The following is a 21,832-nucleotide window of genomic DNA, read 5'->3' as shown; positions in this document are numbered from 1 at the left end:
TATCATCTTCGGTGGCTACCAGGTCTTCGGCCCGAATGATTTGAACCGGGATGATCCAGCGGCATTCGAGGTTCCTGTTGATGTTTTGAATGCCGAAGCAGAGTTCCCTACCGCCACGGGTTACCTGCCCCTGAATTTAATGCCCGTCCTTGTTGGTGGAGTCTCCATCGAAGGCGACTTTGACGACGGTAAAGATATGATCCGGGCAGGTTCCGGCCGTGACTTCGTGTTCGGCGGTGGAGATCAGGACGACATCGATGGCCAGGAAGATCCTGACTATATCGATGGTGGTTCAGGGAATGACCTGGTTCTAGGAGGCTCTGGCAATGACTTAGTTCGTGGTGGGGCCAACGACGATATTGTGCATGGCGACGCAGGAATTGATGTCGTCATGGGTGATGCTGGCTCGGACCATGTGTTCGGTGACGTTGGGGATTTTTTTGGTAGTTTGGATGGTCAGCGACTATTTGGCGGCGATGGAATCGACTACCTGTATGCCTATGCAGAAGTTGATCGCGTGACGCAAATCAGCATGGCGGGCGATCAGCTATTCGGGGGAGGTGGCGGTGACTTTCTTTATGGCAATATTCGTCGGGAAGTCTTGATCGGGGGTGCCGGCAATGATGTCATATTAGGTGACTATTTGCGGGGCCCCAATTATGCGACGAACTCGGAAGCTGACACGCTAGGTGGTGACGATATCATCCGCGGCGGTTCGGGTGAGGACCAGTTGTATGGCGGTGGTGGTCGCGACTTCATTCGTGGCGGAGCCGATTCCGACTGGATCGAAGGTCAGGATGGAAGCGATCAGCTGTTTGGCGATGGCGGCATCGATATGATGGTGCTCGATACGGGCACCTACTCTGAATTCGGTGACGACTTGGATGGGCATTACCGTTTCGGAGATCAACTGAGCGGGCCGGATGACAACGCCACCGATATTGTTCTTATCGAGGGAACGACAGGGGATGACATTATCCGACTTTCTGAAGAAGTCGCTGTTGTTTCGAGTCTCGAAGTCGAAATTGATCCGATCATCACCGGGCCTGTCGAACTGACGCTTACTCTGGATCAACAGATTACAGGTAGCATTTCACTTCCGGTTTTCGATCATGGTACGATTCGTGACTTGGCCGCTGCGATATCCGTGGTCATTGATTCGACTCCATTGTCTGGCCTGGTCGAGGCCGTTGCCATTGGGACTCGGCAAATTGCATTCGTAACCACTGGGCTGGGACGGAAAGCCGAGTTGGCATTGACTGCCGGAAGTAACCTCAGTGAATTGGGGATGGCGGTTGGACTGCAGGGTTCAGAACGCCTGGTGACGAAACTCAAACGCCCTGATTTGCATGTTGAAACGCTACTTGGTAAGTGGCGTCGGGCTGACGGTTCTCCTCTCGTAGAGCAGTTCCGTATTTCCGGTTTAAGTGGAAATGACGTAATCGAGATGGCGGAAGGCCTCAGCGCGGTGGATGTTTCTGCGCTGATCAGTCGTAGTGATGACTTCGTTGCGGTTCTTGATGGTGGTCCCGGCGATGACATTCTTCGCGGATCGAATGCAAGAGATCGTCTCGATGGCGGGTCTGGTAGTGACCTGGTGTTCGGTATGGGAGGAGATGACCGAATCTGGGGCGATTCGGGAGTAGGCGATGCCTCGGACTTCGACGTGCTATACGCTGGTACTGGTAACGATGACGTCCTAGGGGGCCGTGGAAAGAACATCTTGTTCGCCTGGAGCGTCGAGCCATCGGGGCCCTTGCATTTCATGGATGGAGCTATGGCGAATCGGGAAGACGGCTTAGCCGTTTTGAGTGCGTTCGCGCCCATGCCAGTAAATGGGGTACTGAACAAACCAGCCGAATTCGTCCTGGCCTGGGACGATCACGAACCGGTCCATATTACTTTGCCAGCAGAGATGACCGTCGACAATGAAAGTCGGGCGGACCTGGTCGACGACCTGCAATCGGTATTGGATTCGATGATCGTTCCGGTAACCGTTGGAATGTTGTCGGAAGGGCAGCTGACGTTCTCTGCAGATGTCTTGTCACTCTCGATCGATACCGGACAATTCGGTGTCTTTGTCGACCCCGCTGGGAACTTGCGAGACGACACACGCGTCGCCATCGATTTGGACGACGCACAAAAACTCAGTCAGTTTACCGGCTTGACGCTTCAGCAGGCACAACTGATCTCGATTGAATCACTTGCCAGAATCTTCGGCCTCGCTATCGAAGCGGAAGATGATGTTGATAGGATCAAGTTTCAGCTTAGTGAGGTTGGAACGGCAGACGATACCATCTCTCTTCGCCATCTGAAAGGAACTGGGATTCTCATTGCGCGGATTCTCGATTCCGCAGGCGAAGAAGTCCTGGCAATCGATACCTCTCTACAGCCGAATATCGATTTAAGCCTGGTCGGAAGGGCCGCAGGCACATATACGCTGGAAGTGTACGGAAGTGGTGACTTCCCGCTACAGTATGAACTATTGCCAAGTGTGGGTGCCGAAGGGGTGTTGGAACTCGACTTTACCATTTCTGCGGAAGATACCGGGCTTAACCGGATGCTTGGCAGCTCAATCGCCGCGGATTCTCTGTTTGGTGGAACGGGCCTTGATTTCCTTTATGGTAACGGCGCTCCTGCTGGTCAGTCGGATACGCTATTCAATCGACGTGGAGAAACCTTCCAATCACTTGATGGAAACTTAGCAGGTGACGAGTGGAAAGAATATGCCAAGCAGTCGAATCAGGTCTGGTACTACGGCGGCAGCAACCTGGACGACGTGATTACAGTCGACTACGTCACCGAACCCAATAGCGTCCTTCAAGGTCGTCATCTGATTACCCGTCTTACGGGTAACAACGGCAACTTCACGTTTGACGCACAGGTTCAGCTCGACTTTGACGCCGTGGATGAAAATGGGGCCCCGATCTGGAACCCGGAAGATCAATTCTTCGATCACCACCTCACGGGGCAATTGCCCGTTCAGGCATTTGTCACGGGCAACGCCACTCTACCTGATTCCTTGAACAGCGATGCGACGTTCCTGCTAGTTGTTGACGATGGGCAGTCAGTCGAAGTTGCCGTTCCGGCAGCCGAGACATCTGTTGATGGCTCCTCAGAGGAAGTGCTCGTGGCAGTCCAGGCCGCGCTTGTATCTGCCGGATTAGAAGGCCAAGTGACCGCAGGACTTGTTAACGGACGATTACAACTATCGTCTGCCCGCCACTTACGCATAGAAACGCCCAACGCGGCTGCAGAACTCGCACTCGGGCTGGTCGACCTGGCTGAACACCGGCAAGGCCAGCTTACCGGCGACGCGGTATTCTTTCTTAGCTTGTTTGGAGGTCAGCCTGTCGAGGTCAAAGTGTTGCAAGCTGCAACGCTCGATAACCGAAGTATCGATGACTTGGTGCAAGATCTCAATGATGCACTTCTAGCGAGTGGATTCCGTAACTCCTCAATGGGGCTGAACCAAATCGAAGCCCGTAAAGTGGTTGAAACGCAGCTCAACGGTAAGAGCCGCGAGTCAATTCGGTTTGAGCTTGCGTCAGAGTTCTCTCGTACTCAACTTACGCCAGAGCAGCGGGCCGAACCTGCCTTGGCGATCATGGGAATGAATGCAGTCGCTTCGGAGCAGTTTCACTACAGCGAAGGTCAGATTTCTATTCGCGAGCAGCGAAACGAGGTCGATGTTCGTGGACTACTGCCGCCAGAGGGAGATTTCCAGGCGATCATTATTGATGCTTTAGATGGGAATGATCAAGTTATTGTCGGTCCGACAGTGACACGCTCTGTCTGGATCGATGCCGGTGCTGGTGATGACATTGTTGACATTCAGGAAGGCTCGGCAATCCTGCCGGATGCGAGCGAAGAGGCGCAGGGAAATGAGAGCCCAAGCAATGCGGTTGTCCTCACGGCACCGACAGCCGCGGTCGGATTGCCTGTCCCTGGTGATTTCAATGGTCAGTTGTCACAGGATGCGCAATTTAATCTGATCGTGTCCCTTCCATATCGGGGAATAGGTAGCGCGTCCGTTTCGGACCCAACAACCGTAACGATCAAAGCGTACCAGACAGTTGACAACCTTCAGCTACCAGATAATGCGAACCTGGATGACCTCATCGAGGATATTAACGCTAGTTTGCTCAAGACCCCAGTAGCAGGTGCTGGCGATCTTATCCTTGGCGATCTGGTTTCTGCGAGACGATTTGGCGATTCAATTGGTTTTGTGACCAATGAGGCGAATGATGAAACGGTCTTGCTAATCGAAAGCCCAAATGTCACTGCGACAGACGCATTAAGAATTCCAGCGGAAGGCCTTGTTGGTGATAACCAGCTAACATTAGACAGGTCTCAAACCATTGTCGGACTGACGATTGATAGCGTCGTGGACGAGGATTGGTTTACTTTCATTCTTGCTGACGATCCTGCTTCTGGCGATGCAATTGAATTGACCAGTCTTTCCGCCGAAGACCGCCTAACGTTCAAGTTGTATCAGTTTGATGGAAACGGATACGATTTAGACAGCAATGTCGTTTTGGCCCAAACAGCAGCCCAACGAGGTGCCGTACACCGTCTCGACTTGGCGGGGCTGGGGCTGACCGCAGGCACGCCGTATTACCTTCATATTGATACTGACCGTGTTCCGACACGATATCAACTCGATGTCATAACGCAGGATTTCATGGAAGGTATCGCAGGCAATGATCAATTAGCACAAGCCGCGAGTATTCCGGACATTGCTAACGTCGGTCTCGTTAGTAACCTAACACTGCATAGTGGCGACGATGTTGACTACTACCGATTTCATTTCAAACCTGAACCTCGTCCTCTCCCCAACTCGAGTGAGGCACTACCGGAATCGTCCGTCGGATCTGCGGATGATCGCATTACCCTCTCGCGACTTCAGTCTACCAAACCAATTCTGCTGGAGTTGCTCGATGCGAATGGCAACGTCCTGCAATACTTCGACGAAACTGGTACCGTTGAATTGGACGACTTTGGGCTGCCGCTGCTTAGGACGGCTCGCACCGATATTAGTTCCACAGTGTTTGTACATCTGGAAAGCCTGCCGGAAGGAGACTATTACCTCCGTGTATCGAGTACGGATGTTGCCAACGAAAACTCCGCAGACTACGAACTGCTTCCAGCAATTGGTGTCCTGCCTGGGGACACCCAAATCAAGCCGGATGCCAGCCATCAATTGGTAGTCGATTTGTCGAATACCCTGTCGATCGTTCGACGCGATATTATCCTAGGGGGAACCGGTAACGACCGACTGTCAGGCGGTTCTGGCGAGGAGTGGATTTTCGGCGAAGAAGGTGACGACGTTCTCAACGGTGGTGCCGATGCTCAAGCAAGCGACCTGATGTGGGGTGGTCCAGGCCGTGATACGTTCCAGATTGTCCCCTCTGGACTTCCACTCATTAAATCGACAGAACGGTTTGTTGGTGAAGGAGATCAGCGAACCTTTATTCCAACATACAACGATCGCTTTGACGGTGGTGAAGGGGAAGATCGGGTCTTGTTCCTCGGAGGCGATCTCGATTCCCTGGGGCGTGAAGTTCCCGACAATGTAGCCGTACGCTACAACACGATTCTTCACCGATACGAAGTAACTAGCAAAGTTTGGAATGTCGAACAGCAGCGATTTGCGATTGCAGATGATTTAACTGGCGAAGAGTTGCAACACTATGCTTTCTTCCAAGTCACGAAAGATCAGTTCGGGGATAGCACTGTAGAATCATTCGTCATAAATACCCAGTCGGGGGACGACGAAGTTCATGCCGATCCCGAATATCTGATCGGTGGAAGTGAATGGGGGATCGATCCTCAGGATTTCTCGCAGCAAGCCCAACTTGGGAATCTGACGATTCTCGGTGGGCCTGGGAATGACCGCCTGTTTGGCGGTGCCGGTAATGACATCATCGATGGTGGCGCTGGCTTAGATGTCATTCGTGGTGGTGGAGGAAACGACCAGGTCTTCGGTGGTAGCGAGAACGACTGGATTGCTGGTGGTCCTTCACAAATTACTCCAGATAGGTTTGAAATTGCTTCCGGCGATGCCGCCGGCCGCAATGACGAGCCTTCGAATGCCGCGCTGATATCAGTCGACTATAGCGTCCTATTCCGAGAGCTAGATCGAAGCCCAGTCGTCGAAGGACTAAACTTCCATCTCGGCGATTTTGCTGACTGGTTTGTCGTGCCAGCGCCTCCTGCGTTCTCCGTAGGGGCCCAGGCTTCGTTTGGCGATGCCACGTCCGCACTGTTAACTCGCGACATGTTGGAAGTAGTCTTCCGACGATCGGACGATCGATTGGATGCAATCTCACAACAAATCTTTAACTCCCTCAGGTCAGACGAAACTCAACAGAACGACCTGACTGTTCAGTTATTCCCAGGGATTGACATTGATCCCAGTGAGGCTGTCCATGTCGTACCTGTTGAAGAGTTCGCTGGTGTACCTGAGTATTATCTGATTCGAGTTGTCAATCCGTATTCGTACGCTGTGGTTGGCTCGCAGCGCGTGACCAACTTCGCCGTCGGCAGCGACTCACAGCCTGGTATAAGTGACTTCGCCGATTTCTCAATTCGAGTGTTTAGTTCTGAAGACCCATTGCTGGCCCTAGGGGACGTTGAAGTCAGTTTGACGTACGCTGCCTCGCGGCAAAGCATGACGGATTTGCTCAACGCGATTCAGTCACAACTCCCCTCGACGATTCGCGTCGGTGAATTGGATGGACGACTAGCTTTCTGGAGTACGACCGGTCAGCACTTAGAGATCCTTACCGTGGATGGCGTTACTGAAAGTGACCTCTTCCTTAAGGAAAATACGTCCAATCCACTACGCAGCCAACAGCTCGGCAATCCAGCCCTCGTTGAACCTTTCGGATCAACCTACGAGCTGAAATTTCTCGCGGATCAAAAGCTAGGCACAACAATCGATGTTGATGCCGCGAAGGAAGGTACTTCGCTAACTCCAGCAGATGCAGCGGATAGGCCCGTCGTGATTCCGATCGGCGATATGAATGGAGACGGTTACGATGACTTCATTGGGCATGTATTGGAATCAGTGGAAGGAAATGTTGCTCGACTCTATTTCGGGGGTGAATCAATTTCACCTGCACGCACCGTAGATTTTGCAATTCCAGCCGCGGTTCTCGGAACTCTCGGAGACCCACAGACTGTCTTTACGTCAGGCGACTTCAATGGGGATGGAATTGTTGATCTAGCCATCGGTTTGTCGAACAGTGGTATCGAAGGACAAGTCCATATTCTGCTGGGTCGCGATGACGCATTCGATATCGTCGGCAAGACGAACCCTGATACGATTGCCCGGGATGCGAGTTTTTGGGTTCAGCTCGATGGTGGTACGTGGCAGTCGGTCGAAGTACTTGCCAGCGAGGCTAATGCACAGGGGAACTTGACGGCGCTCAATTTGGGCCTGACACGAGCAGGAATCGGAACACAAGTAACCGCTTTGGTAGACGAATCGGGGCGGATTCGTCTGCGTCTCGTTGCGGGCCAGTCGCTAGAAATCTCCCTGGTCGAGGATCCTACCGGTATCATCCCGATGGACCTAGAGCACCCCCTTCGGGCTAACTTGGGTTGGATCGATGGACAGAGAAATCCATGGTCACAGACAATCTATTTAACGGCAAACGTCCTTGATCCCAATGTATTTAATTTGGGCAATGCATCGACACCGCTAACCTCGGATATCGTACTTCGGAACCTTGGCACAGGCTTGTTATCGTTGTCTTCGGTCGGCGATGTCGGCGGAGATGGGGCCGATGATCTTGCTGTTGGTTTGCCTGACGAAGCCAATGCAGCTGGTGAAGTACGGGTATATCATGGCTCGGAGCAATGGCGATCGACGGGTATTGTGTATTCTGTTGACTTCAGCGATTCTGTGGCTGCTCCAACAAGTGATGACTGGCAAGCGACGGGGCTCTGGCATGTAACACAGCGACGTGGAAACGATTCTGTCCATACTGGTGATGCAAGCTTTTGGTTTGGAGTTGAGCAAACCGGAACTTACAACACCGATTCCCGAACTAGCGGAGTCTTGGTGTCCAGCCCGATTGTCTTGCCGAATCTCGGTACGGGACAGGCTATCCAGTTGCACTTCAATCACTTATTGGACAGGGAACTCGCCACGTCGTTCGATATCGCTGAAGTGAGCCTGATTACGGGATCTGGGACGGTGCTCTTGCTATCCACCGAAGATGACAGCCTTTCCGCAAATACGGCTGGAGCTTGGGAATCGATCGAAGTGGACCTTTCCGCCTTCCAGGGGCAAGAAGTTCGATTGCAATTCAGCTTCGATACTGGAGACTCTTCGAATAATAACTACGAAGGTTGGTATGTCGATGACATAGTTGTTCGAACGAAACTCGAAGAAGTCATTACCCCCGATACCATCATTGTCGGTGCTCAGCCTGGTGATCACCTTGGATTGAGTGTAGCTGGCATCGGTGACTTCAATGGTCTCGGAAACAAGGTAAATGGCGATCGAGGCGACATTGCGATCTTCAGCGAAAGGACAGCTGGGGCTTCCGCAAGCAGCGTATACGTGTTATACGGCGAGCATGGAATCACTTCTGACGTGATTACATCGATTGCTGATGTATCGTGGACGTCCTCTTCAATGTATTCCAATGCTGTTTTGGAACCGTTGGGTAACATTCTGCCGGACAGTGGAATCGTTCTCGATGGAAACGGCGTAGATCCATCGCCTCGCCAGGATTTCGCATTAAATTTAGGCACCGAATCATATATCTTCCGTGGTGGCAGCTTCTCCCCGATTCATCTTGAAAGCGTTTCTGGGGTGATAGGACTGGGAGATATTAATGGCGATGGGCTGGACGATGTAGGAACTATTGTTGCTGAAGATTCGTTTAGAATCGACGGAAGTGGTGCCCAGTTAAAACATGCCGTTGGTCATGTGGTGCTGGGCGGCAAAGTCGGCGACTTTAGCACGTCCCGGCTGTTGCAGCGCCCGGACTTGGTGATCGAAACAGGCAGTCCGCTGTATCTGGAAGACGACAACGAAACCCCACGTTATTTCTTTGGAACAGTCGGCAATGTTAACGCGAATCGATTGTCGAGCGATCCGGACAAAAGCAATCCATTTGCAGAACTTGCCATTGCGGATTCTTTGGTAGATATCAATCTCCACGTCTTGACCGGACAACCAATTGTCAAATCTCCACCTGAGTTTACTGGCGGTCTGGACGATCCCGATTCATTCTTCGACTATCCCCTGGCGACACCGGCAGGGTTTGTGACGCCAGCAACTGAGCAGGATATTGACCTGCAATCCGGAGAAAAGGTCAGTGTTGCCAATGGAATGGGACTCCTGGGCAGTTTCGCCTCAGAACAGCTCTCTCAACTGCGGCTTTTGGGGGACATCAATGGTGACTCATTCCAAGATTTTATCGCTACCGGGGCTTCGCCCAACGCAACAACCAAGAGCTATGTTCTGCTCGGTCCAATCGATTTTAGCACTGTGGAGTCGATCTCTTCGCGGGCGGACATGGTTATCAATCATGCACAATTGAACATTGATGGCCCGGACCTCCTTGTCGGGCCGATGGACATCGATGGGGATGGTTACGACGATATTGTGCTCGCCTCAGACGGTAGTCCTGTGGGATACATCGCCGGCAGTCGCACTCCTGAGCGATATCCGACTACGTTAATTCCGACGGTGATTTCTTCTCCAGAGTCGAGGGTAGATCTAGGTGATTTGAACGGAGATGGCCTTGATGATTATGCACTGGCAATTAACAACGATCTTGCCATCTACCTGGGAACTAATGGTGGAAGTGAGCATGTTGTTACTATCAAAGCGTCTACCAAAAGTGGCGCTTCAGTCTCGCTTCAGGCAACCGCCGGTGATTATGACGGAGATTTCAAGACGGACGTCGCCGTACTGGAAGTCACCAAGGTTGGAAGTAAGGCAGTCGAAGGGACCGCTTACGTCTTCTGGGACATCCTTCAGCACTCGGGACAGGTTCGCGTCACCTCGGCAGATGTCCGAATCATCGGCGGCGGTAGTGCTGGGGTCATTACCCATTTAGCCACTTCCCCTGGGCTAAATACGAACGCCGATCGCTTTGATGACATTGTATTGGGGGCGTCTGGCTTCGACGTTGCCAGTGGTAACCTGATCACCGATGCCGGTAGGATCTACGTCGTTGAAGGCAGCGGTAATAGAGACTTGATTCCGGATTCAGGAATTCAGGTCTTAGCCAATCGCGTGATCACAGGTAGTGGCGAATTTGTTGTAAATCGCGCTACCGGCCGTCCTGAATCCTTTAGAGCTGAGCTTGACAATGGGGAGAGTTGGTTCCAGTTCACAACACTTGGTGACGGACTACCAGGGAATTACATTCAGGTTGGTCCGAAACCTTATGCCCCACTCTCTTTGGAATCCCAGGATGCTGTCCAGATACTTTTGGGAGGACGCCTACTCGAGAATTCGAGCTTTGAAAATCTCTCTCGTCATTCACCTGGAGATTTGCCGACCTTGCCGGGAATTTGGGGCGGGGATCTAACCTCGGTAGTGACCTCGGACGATCTATTTGGATCGCTGGTGATACCGCAAGACGGCGGCTACATGCTGCGATTTGATCGGACGACACCTACTCCTGATATGCCTGGCGGATCGACGTTCACTCAATCAAACGCGGTTCAGTTAGTTGATTTGAGTTCTTATCCAGGTATCGGTCAAAGTGGAAATGTTGAAGCGACACTCACCAGTTACTTCAATCGACTGGTAAATGAGTCGCTCATACCACCAGACATGCCTGATACCGAATTTCGTGTTACGATCTCGGCCTACAGCGGATCGATGGAAGACTTTGGCTCGGCACAACAATCTGCCATCAGTCAGGCGACTTCGAGCCTATTTTCCGATACCGACAAGTCGACATGGGAGCAAGCGAGTGTTACATACACGGTACCAGTTGGAGCAACGTACCTGGCGATTTCGCTGATCGCAGTAGAAGATGGCTTCGATAACGACGTGTCCGCATCGGAATTTCAAGGGCACTATGCGGATAATGTTTCGCTAACGTTCGATATGCTCGCCGATCCGTACCTTGAGCCAACAACGGTCCGTCCGAGCGATCTTCGCGTTGGCAATGGAGGCACGGAAGCCGGACTATTCCAGTTTGACTTGTCGTCACTGGCCAAGTATGCAGATGATCCGGAGGAGTTGCTACGCGAAGCGAATCTAGCACTCGATTATCAGGCAGAAGTTTTGCGTTTTCCGCAAGAGATCAACTTGCAGCACGCGGCCTTTGTTGGCAGCCAGTTGTTCTTTAGCGCTGATGGAGCATTGTGGAGAACCACGGAAGGAACGGTGGCCGATACACATCTAGTGACCGATGCTCTAGGCAGAACCCTGCCGGAGCCGAGCCGTTTTATTGTCAACGACTCGGATGATCTCTACTTTTTAGGCCAGAAGGATAATCAGTGGTGGCGGGTTCCCAGTGGGAGTACGGTCGCCGAACCCCTGACCTCTTCCATTCAGTTCGATCTATCAGCCACCGATGAAATTGTCACGCTTGGTGGTCACATATTCTTCAGCGACGGTGGCAAACTCTACCAGATTGATGGATCAACCATCTCCGAGTTAACCCGCAGCGGGGGACAATCGTTCTCTGTTACACAAGACCTGACTGCCGCCCAATTTGGAGGGCAGGATACGCTGTATTTCCTGGCAAACAACGCAATCAATGGGCGTTTTGGGCTGTGGCGTGTTACGCCGGGCACTCAAGCGGTACTCGTTCCGCAAGCCGAGCAGATCGACACCATCTCTTCCGTGAACCAAATTGCAGCGTTCGGTCCTTCCAGCGAGCATGTATACGTGAGCGCTCGCAATCAAGATACGGATTTCCGGCTCTGGTACGTTAAACCCGATGGCAGTGGAATCGATGTTGTGACCGAAGGCGGACAACAGGTCGTCGGCGTAGAAAGTGTCACTGCCAGCGAAAATCGCTTGTTCGTCGTTCGCTCGATACCCAACCAGGACCTCATTGTCGTCAATCCGTCTGCACCGACCGTTGCAGAGCTATTGGCATCTGACTTTGACGACATTTCCCTTCCCACCGCTGTAGGTAATGATCTTTACTTCTATGCCACAAGTGACAATGGACGTGGTGGCACAGGCCTGTGGCGATCGATGGGAACTGCGGTTACTACCAGCTTTGTCTTGACGACGTCTTCTCTGCCTTCGCAGCTAATTCCAAGCGGCTCAGACCTCTATTTTATCGCTGAAGATGCACAAGGCGCGGAGAGACTTTGGCATCTTTCCGATGGACAAATTGCCGAACAAGTCGCTGCTCAATCGGACCAGAGCCTAATTGATCCGCAGGACGTGCTTGCTCGTTCGGATGGTCAAGGACGGGTATTCTTTACGACAGCTGCCGGTCAGACGCTTTGGAAAACATTTGCTGAAGGCGAAAGGTCTTTTGGTGAAACTGATGCACGTCCCGTTGTTGAAGATCTCGGTGCTTCTTTACGAATCACCGTCCTAGCGGACGAGGGGGATGGCGTCATTGATCTAGACTACCTCGACAATCATGATCCCCTTCAGACGGCCCTATCTCGAGAACTTGAAATCTTTGACGAAACAGGAGTCGCGAGATTTGGCTCTGAAGATGCACAAGATCCGTGGCTTCTGGAGACATTACGCGATTTTGTAGCCAGGGGGTTAACTCGTGTATCGTTGCGAGTAGAAATGCAGGACCCGTATATCCGCTTGAATATTCAGCGGAGCACGGTTGATCCCGCCGCCGATACCGTCGGGGAAACTCGCTTGGAGATCAATCCTCGCTCGAATGGCATCTTAATGGACATCATTCGCAGTGATGGCGCGGTGATGGCAGAACGAGCGAGTCTTGTTGACATGAGGGAATTCGATGCGGCAACCTATTTTGTCCGCCTGTATGATCCCGAGGTTACTGGCGGTGGAAGCGGACCCGTGGATGGAGATGGAAACCCAACCTCATTGCCGATCACCTTCGAAATCAACGCGCCTTTCGCAGGGCAAACACGGGTAACTTACCATAACCCCGACCGTGACGTGATCCATGGCGGTGATGGGGACGATACGATCTTCTCGAATGAGGATGTTGACATTGTCTTTGGAGATACAGGTCACGATCAATTCGTTGCGGATCCATCGGAGATTCGTGACTTAGCAACGGATGAATTCCAGATAGACTCTGTTGCCAGCGAAACGGGAGCAACGGTCACCCGGAATATCAACCCAGATGTTGAGATCGAAGACCCCCAGTTGCGACAGGCGATTGCTGAACTTATTTACGCCAATCCCCCGCTTCAAGCCAACGATCCTCGCTTGGAGATTCCCTTCTCTGCAAAAGACCTAGCGGAAATTACCTACCTGGATGTAAGTAATCGCGGTGTCACCTCACTGAGCGGTCTAGAGTTCCTGACCAATCTACAGCATCTGAATATCGCGAATAACTCAATCTTAGATCTTGCACCTCTTACCCCTGGACGCTTCACGGGGCGAGAGGATTTTGACGGGTTAGATCTTGTTCGATCGAAGAACGAGCAAGCGGCTATTGATCTGGTAGGCACTGAGAGTGGCGCTCGACTCCTTCGGGGACTCGTTGCTGATTTCAACTCGTTAGACGGAATAGATGCTCTCGCACCGCTAAGCGAATTACTATTCTTGACGTACGTTAGTCTCGATTATCAATCAGGCAGTGAAATCGAGCTTTCACACCTGAAAGAACTGGAAAATCTGCGTTGGTTAAGCGTAGCCGGTTTAATGATTCGTGACGATTACGATCCGACCGATCCAAACAAGGATATTGATCTGACAGACGGTGTTGGCCCACTCCATAACCTCGTCTCTCTTGAGTATCTCGATCTGTCAGGAAATCACATCGCAGACCCGCGACCGCTGGGCAACTTGGCGTCTTTGCGAGAGATCAACCTGAGGGATAATTTCTTGTCCAGTATCGATGTTTTGGCTGGCCAGGCGATGGTTGATGACCACGACCGTGGTTATAGCGAAACAGGCAACTTCTGGAGCGGTGGCTCGAATGAGAACGCGTTCGAGGGTGACTACCGCATCACGCCGGGACTAGACACCGGAGCGTCCGCCGAGTTCGCGTTCGATGGCCTTGAGAATGGAGTTTACGCGGTCTATGTAACGTGGCCTAGTCACGAAAGCCGAACGAGCCGAGCCATTTACCAAGCCTATGATTCGCAATCGAGTGATCCGTTGTTTGCGGCGGTGATCAACCAGCGAGTCGATCCAGTGGGAACCACTTTAGAGGGTGATTCACGTATTTGGCAGAAGATTGGCACGGCTGCAACGCTGGACGGCGAACTTCAAGTAACGCTCACCAATGGGAGTAATGGTAATTTGGCCGCTGACGCGGTGCGGCTAGTGCGTGAACCGCAGGTACTGTCGGAACTTAATCTAATCGACCTGCGGGGGAACCCACTCGATGATGCAGCGCACGACTATATTGTGCCGACACTGGCCTCCAGTCATGCTGGAATTCTGGTCAAGAAGGATGAGGATGATCCAATTGCCTTCGCTGGAATTCCGACGCAGTTGGTATCCTCATTCGAGACACGCCAAATCACACTTTCGGCCAACCATCCGGGGGGTGCCCAGGTAATCTTTTCCGCCATAAGCAGTGATCCGCGAATCCAGTTGACCGTAATCGATGATCAATTATTCGTTTATGCTAGTGAGGAGATGTACGGCGCGGCAACGATTTCTGTAACAGCGACCGATCGCTATGTCGGCAATGATGCCTATCGAGGTCGTGCGGCAGAACAGCGATTCTCAGTAATCGTATCCGCAGGCGGAATTGAAGGGACGAGTTTCGAGGATCTCAATGCCAGTGGTATCCGCGAAAGCACAAACCCACTCGATGCCAACTACGAACCCCCGCAGGAAGGAACACTGTTCTATCTCGATCGCAATGACAATTCACAATATGACGCCGGAGAACCATTAACAGTTTCGGATACTGCGGGTAAGTACCATTTCCATGGCATCAATCCGCAGGGAGAAACTGTTCGCCAATACACTTCCAGTCAGTCCCTGAACACGTCCATTCCGTCGGTGACATACGGCGTCGAGAATGTAGCAATTGTTACGCCGAAGGTATCTGGAAGTCAGACTTCAGATCAGCATCGCCGTCGTGTCCTGAGCGACGATGGTCGGTATTACGTCTTCTCGAGCATTGATCCACTTGTGCTGGAAGACACCAATAGCGTTTCCGACGTCTATCTCTTCGATCGTCAAACGGCTCAGGTAAGCCTGGTCAGCAAATCGCAGACGGGACTTTCCGGGAATAATGCCTCATTAAACCCAGTCATTAGTGCTGACGGAAAGTTCGTTGCCTTTGAGAGTGCATCGACTGATCTGGCACCACTTGATATGGATGCAGGATGGGATATTTATCGATTCGATATTCAAACCAGTGAAATTGTGCTGGTTTCCGTCAACTCCGAAGGCAACGGCTCGGGTAACGGAAATTCATTCGGAAGTGTGATCAACGGAGACGGCAGCGTCATCGCTTTCGAGAGCGAAGCCAGTAATTTGGTGGCTGGTGAATTGGACAGCAATGGAACAGTTGCTGATGTCTATGCACGCGACTTGGCAGGTGGGCAAACTCATCTTGTAAGTATCAATGTAGCGAAAACCGGCAGTGGTGATGGTGAATCGTCCGGACCGACGATGACTCCAGATGGTCGCTATATTGCCTTCGAGAGCCGGGCAAAGAATCTAACATCTTTGCCAGATACCAATAACGCAAGCGACGTCTTCCGATACGATCTACAATCGAATTCGGTTGTGCTGATTTCGGTGAATCAGACGGGGGCTGCCGCAGGTAGCCGCGTTTCTCGACGGCCTACGATTAGCGATGATGGAAATTTGATTGCCTTCGAGAGCAGTGCCTCGAACCTTGTCTTAAATGATGCCAACTCGTTTCTACAGGATGTCTTTGTCCGCAACGTCACTGATACCACCACGGAACTGGTAAGCGTTCTGACCACAGGTAGCAGCGGATTTGGCGTGTCTGGCAACGCAATGATCAGTGGAGACGGAACGTCTGTTGTTTTCGAGAGCAAAGTTACCAACCTAGTTCCTGGTGTGACGCTGTCTTCTTTGAATGACGTTGTGGTGAGAAACCTGACCACGCAGCAAAACATCCTGATAAGCCGCAGTGATTCAGGGACTGCGGGGGGGAATGGTGCCTCGTATTCCCCATTGATCAGCCAAGATGGTCGGTATATTACCTACCTCAGTGATGCAGACAATCTGGTTGCCAATGACAGCAACGGCCAGGCGGATGTGTTTGCCTATGACGTCCAGCAGCCAGGGATCAACTATGCGATTAGTGTTCGTGAGGATCGTCTTGACACGGCTGAAGGATCCGCGAGGCTTCCGGCAATTAGTGCTGACGGTCTGCTGATCAGCTTTGAAAGCACGGCGGTTGACGTTCACCCGGCCGACCTTGATGATCTTCCGGACCTCTTCGTAAGCAATTGGCGGGAGTCCTCTCCGATCAACTTGTTAGCGTCATCCCATTCCCCTGCCCTGCCTTCTTATCCGTCTACTCCGCTTCTGGGAAGTGAATTGGGTAATGACCGCATCGGTTCTCAACAATTAAGTGACGATGGGCGCTACGTTGTGTTTGTCACCGGCACGGCACTTGTATCGCAAGACACAAACCATGCAGATGACGTCTATCTGCGTGATCGCCAGACTGAAAAGGTGTTCCTGATTAGTGTTACGCCTGATGGCATTGCGGCAGGTAACGCCGCGTCCGGGAATCCCGTGATTAGTGGAGATGGTCGCTACGTAGCGTTTGAGAGCGTTGCCGGAAACTTGACATCCTCCGATGCGGACAATCGCCGTGACATCTTCGTCCGAAATCTCGTGTCAGGGCAAACACGGCTGGTAAGTGTCGACTCGCTAGGTACGGGGAGTGGCAACGACGACTCTTTCGATCCCGTTATCAGCGACGATGGTCAATATATTGCGTTTTTAAGCAATGCTTCGAACTTGACGGCCGGTACGCTTGATTCCAATGGGTTCACAGATGTCTTTGTGTACAACACTGCGACCAGTACGGTACAACTCGCCAGTCGTCGATCGAATGGGACGACTGGCATTGGAGTCTCCGGCGAAGTCACAATCAGCGGTGATGGAAACTTCGTTGCGTTCTCGTCGACAGCTCCTCTCCTTTCAAATGATCTCAATGGAAATCGGGACGTTTACGTTTTCGACCGTCAGGGACAAGTCGTCACACTAGTGAGTGCAGCCAATGTAGGAACCGGAAGTGCCACGTCAGCCGCGGGCGTATCAAGCCGGCCTTCGCTGAGCGATGATGGAAGGTTCATTGTTTTCGAGAGTGATGCCGCGAATTTGCTTCAGGGCGGAGACATCAACGATGTGGCCGACGTGTTTCTCTACGATCGCGTGCAACTGTCGATTACTCCGATAAGCCAGAACCTCACGACCGGATACGGCGCATCTTCCGATGCGGTCATCAGTGGAGATGGACAATTTGTCGCCTTCGTAACTACCTCTCCTCTGGCTGAACAGGAAGTGTTCCGACTCGAACGCATCACAGGTGATTTAGAGCAGGTCAGTAGCGGCGGTTCGGGAGACGCATATGCTCCCCGGATCAGCGATAACGGGCAAGTTGTCGTCTATCGCAGTACTTCACCTTTGGTGATCCCTAATGATTTAAACGGAACGCTTGAGGATGTGTTTGCCTACGACTTCCAGGCAGACCGTACCATTCTCGTCAGCATGAACAATGACGCGACCGGTAGTGCTGACGACTCTTCGGTTGCAGCCACCGTCAGTGGCGATGGTCGCGTTGTGGTCTTTGCAGGTCTCGCGAGTGATCTGGTTGGAAATGACATCAACGGTCCCGTTTCCAATGTCTATGCGTTTGACATTTCGCGATTCCCTGTGACAAGCAATGTGTTGCTAGGTGGTGTCGACTTCGGGCGATTTACTGTTGTAAGAATCGAGGACGGAGATGCGGGCTACAAGGGAGATACGATCGTCGAAGGGCAACTGCGCACCTTCTCTGCCACCGTATCGGACGCCGGCCAGAGTGATGGTAGTAACTACGCATATCAATGGATTGTCAAAAATCAGTTGGGTGTAGTCACGGATACAAGCTCCGAAGTTCTATTCGATCCGACCGTAAGTCAGCCGCATTTTGACTTCTTAGCGCCCGATCAGGGGCTCTATACGCTGACACTCGTGGTAATGGATTTGGATCAAGGGACACGTTACGAAGATGTCATTCTCGCAAATGTCTCGAACGCGGAACTAGCGATTGACTTCACGAGTGGAGCTACTCAAGCGCCAACTCAAGGAGAAGAAGGCACACCAGTCATTCTCGATGCAGCGAATTTCGTGAAGGAGATTGTCAACGGAAGCGACATTTATCCGCTGCTTGGTAATCTGGTCGCAGATGACTACGTATTCTCCTGGGAGATCACTTCGGACAATGGGCAGGAAGTGACCTACATTGGGCGTCAATACGAATTGATTCCCCAGAATGAAGGTACCTATTGGGTAACGCTGCACGTATCAGATGATGATAATCCCGAACTACTTGTATCCGAGTCATTCGTGTTTGTCGCGGATAACGTAGCTCCTATTCTCGATGCGACCTTGACTACGACCGTCAACGAAGGAGAGGCCGTACAGCTTTCCGGACTCGTCTGGGAGGGAGGAACTTCGGACGAGCTTACTGTGCAGGTAGACTGGGGAGACGGCTCAGACAATGTAGAGTTCGAACTGCATGGTAATGGAACATCACTAACGAGGACGCTCCCTGAAACACTTCTGAGTCACTTCTATGCCGACGAAGGAACAACAGGCCAGTACATGGTCACCGTGATCTTGAGTGATGGTCAAATTCAGTCTGCCCCACAAACCTTCGCTGTCACCGTCAATAATCTCGATCCTGAGATCCTTTCGTTGTCTGCAAGCTCGGCATCTGAAGGTGAGCTTGCCACGCTGGTGGTCGAGGTAACAGATCCCGGCCGCCGAGACTCGCTGACATTCAACATTGATTGGCAAGATGGCCAGCAAGAACAGGTCACTCTTTCCTCTGGGGCAACACTTCTCGAAATTACGCATCTTTATGCTGATAACGGCAACTACCTTGTCAGTGTTGAAGTGACTGATGGGGATGGCGGAATGGTCACCGGCTCACTGTCCCAGCCAATTCAGATCACAAATACCTCGCCATTAATAGCGGATATATCTGAACTATTCACGATCGACGAAGGATCCGGTCTAACACTAACTGCTATTGCTAACGATGCAGGCGGAAACGTTGACCCATTGACCTTCCACTGGGACATTGATCTCGACGGCGACGGCGAGTTCTTAGGTCAAGAACTAGGGATTGCGACTGGCGATAATGTTTCTGTCCCATGGTCGGCACTATTATCCCTTGGAATTCAAGGGGGGCCGTTCAGCCAGACACTTCGTTTACGCGTTGATGACGGCGACGGAGGAGTGGTTGAGGCACTATCCCAGTTGTCGATTCAGAATGTGGCCCCGCAGGGGTTGGTGATCGGTTTCGATCCAATTGCTACACCTCCCGTCGAAGGTCAGACGCTACTGTTTACTGGATCGTTTAGTGATCCGGGCACAACGGACCAACACGACTATCGCTGGCGAATTGTTGACTCGCAGCAGCGAGTCGTCGTCGAGCAGATAGGGCATCTTACCGCAGGGCAGTCGTTGCCGACGATTAGTTTCGACGCCCGCCAGGAAGGCAACTATGTTGTCGAGCTTTTGATAGTTGATGACAGCGGTGAAGAGGCGTCGGTCATCTACCCTGTCTCCATCGCGAATGTTGAACCCACCTCATTGAGCTTCGCTTTGGATGGTCAGGCAGGGGCGGGAATCAGTCGAGTCGGAGTGGGCGAAGTCGTCTCTTTGCGTAATCTCAACTTTGTCGATCCTGGCCTTGACGACATTCATCGGGCAACGATTGATTTTGAGGGAACAGGAAGTACGTTAACCGTACCTGTCGTTACCGGACAAGCGGATATTGCTCGGCATATTTATTCGCGGGGCGGAAACTATACAGCTTCCGTTGCCATCAATGACCTTGGTTTGGCACCCGCAGGAAATACGGAATCGCATCTTACTCCGTCAACTTGGATGGTCCAGGTCGCCGAGGTTAAGCTCACTGCTGTAAGTGGCGTGCTCACGCTGCAAGAAGGGGCTGCTTCGGGGAATATTGCGATTGCTCTTTCGATCGACCCAATCGCACCAGTAACGGTCACGCTGATTCACGATTCGCAAGTTACGCTATCGCAAACCACATTGACGTTCCTGCCCGGCGGTAGTCTAGTCCAGCAGGTATCGGTAACAGCCTTCGATGATAGCATCTTTGAAGGTGCAAACGAGGCGACTTCACTTATCCAGGCAATGGTGACCGGATCTGACTCCGCCTATTCGGGCACGCCTGTACATGCTCTGCCTGTCGGGATTATTGAGAACGACCAGCGGCCAGTTGTGACTGTTGCGCCGGCTCAAGCAACCGAGGCGGACGGAGCGGCGATTTATTTCCAAGTCACGTTGTCCAATGCAAGCGCGGAACCGGTGTCGTTCCAGTTTGATACAGGAGTCGACTACGCGGCCCAGTCAAGCAGTCGAGCAATTGGAGGAAGCGACTATAGTCGCGCATTTGGAAGTATCACCTTTGCCCCTTACAGTACAGGCCCTCTGACCATCCGTGTGCCGATCGCCAACGACACATTGCAAGAGGCGGGCGAGACATTTTTGGTAAAGCTTTCCAATCCGATCAATGCGACACTCCAATCGACCAGCGTTGCCGGGACGATTATCGACGATGATGCGTCGGGCTTCGCTCCACTTGACGTGAATGAAGATGGCCAGGTTGACGCGTCAACCGACGGCAACCTAGTCCTTTCGGTTCTCTTTGGTTTCCCACAGTCCAACCTCGATCTTTTTAAGGGAACCTCAACGCTTACCGCCGCTGAAATAGAGCAGAATATTATTCAGCTACGGGATTCCGGCATGCTTGATGTCAACGAAGACAGCATGGTCGGAGCTTCTACCGATGGGAACATTATCCAGGTTGTGCTCTTTGGCTTCCCCGCTGCCAATTTGTACCCATTCCGTGGTGGCACCAGTCTGACCAACGAAGAACTTCAGCAGAATGTACTTAACCTGATGGTAGCAAGTGCGTCGCTGACTCTCGGTGAAAATCCCACGGCTGCCTTCGCGGACCAGTCCGAACAGCAGGTCCCAATATCAACACCCACGGTAGAGGTCGATAACGTTTCTACAGATATAGGACTTACGCCGACGCTGTCGGTATGCGAGATCGAAACGATTTCTTTAGATGTCGCTCCATTATCTGCGATAGAAGTTCACTCGGGTTCTACGGCACCGAGTGAAGTCATACCTCGCGAAACAAGTCAGATTGAAGAAACGGCCGCGGACCCATGGCAATGGTATCTCGGTGAAGAGGACGATTCGGAAGGAATGATTAGCCGCATTGATTCGCAGCATGTTCGCCTGCATCAGAGCGGCCTAAGAAGATACGAACAGGAAGCTGATCTGCTCTTCGACCAAGACCAGATTGGGCCATTAACCGCTGAAGAATGGTTAACCCAGCAGAATTTGGAAGATACGAACGATTTGCCGAATGAATACGACGAAGCAGAACTCCTTGATCTGCTCGCGAAAGAGGTTTGGCAGCTATCGGGAGAAGATGACTCGGAAGATGGTTCATCTTCTTAG

At 52.1% G+C, this 21,832-nt stretch carries 1 protein-coding gene (cut by a window edge); it reads left to right on the top strand.

The window, feature by feature from the left end; translation table 11 throughout:
- Positions 1–21,832, top strand: the 3' portion of a protein-coding gene (locus C5Y96_RS23300; RefSeq protein WP_146115783.1) for a leucine-rich repeat domain-containing protein. The gene continues 15,095 nt to the left of window position 1, outside the view; only the last 21,832 of its 36,927 coding nucleotides appear in the window; the start codon falls outside the window, past its left edge; the stop codon is at positions 21,830–21,832.

It is taken from the genome of Blastopirellula marina (assembly GCF_002967715.1).
In the GTDB taxonomy this organism is placed as follows: domain Bacteria; phylum Planctomycetota; class Planctomycetia; order Pirellulales; family Pirellulaceae; genus Bremerella; species Bremerella marina_B.
Note: the sequence above shows the minus strand (reverse complement) of the source record. Positions and strands in the feature narration are given on the sequence as shown.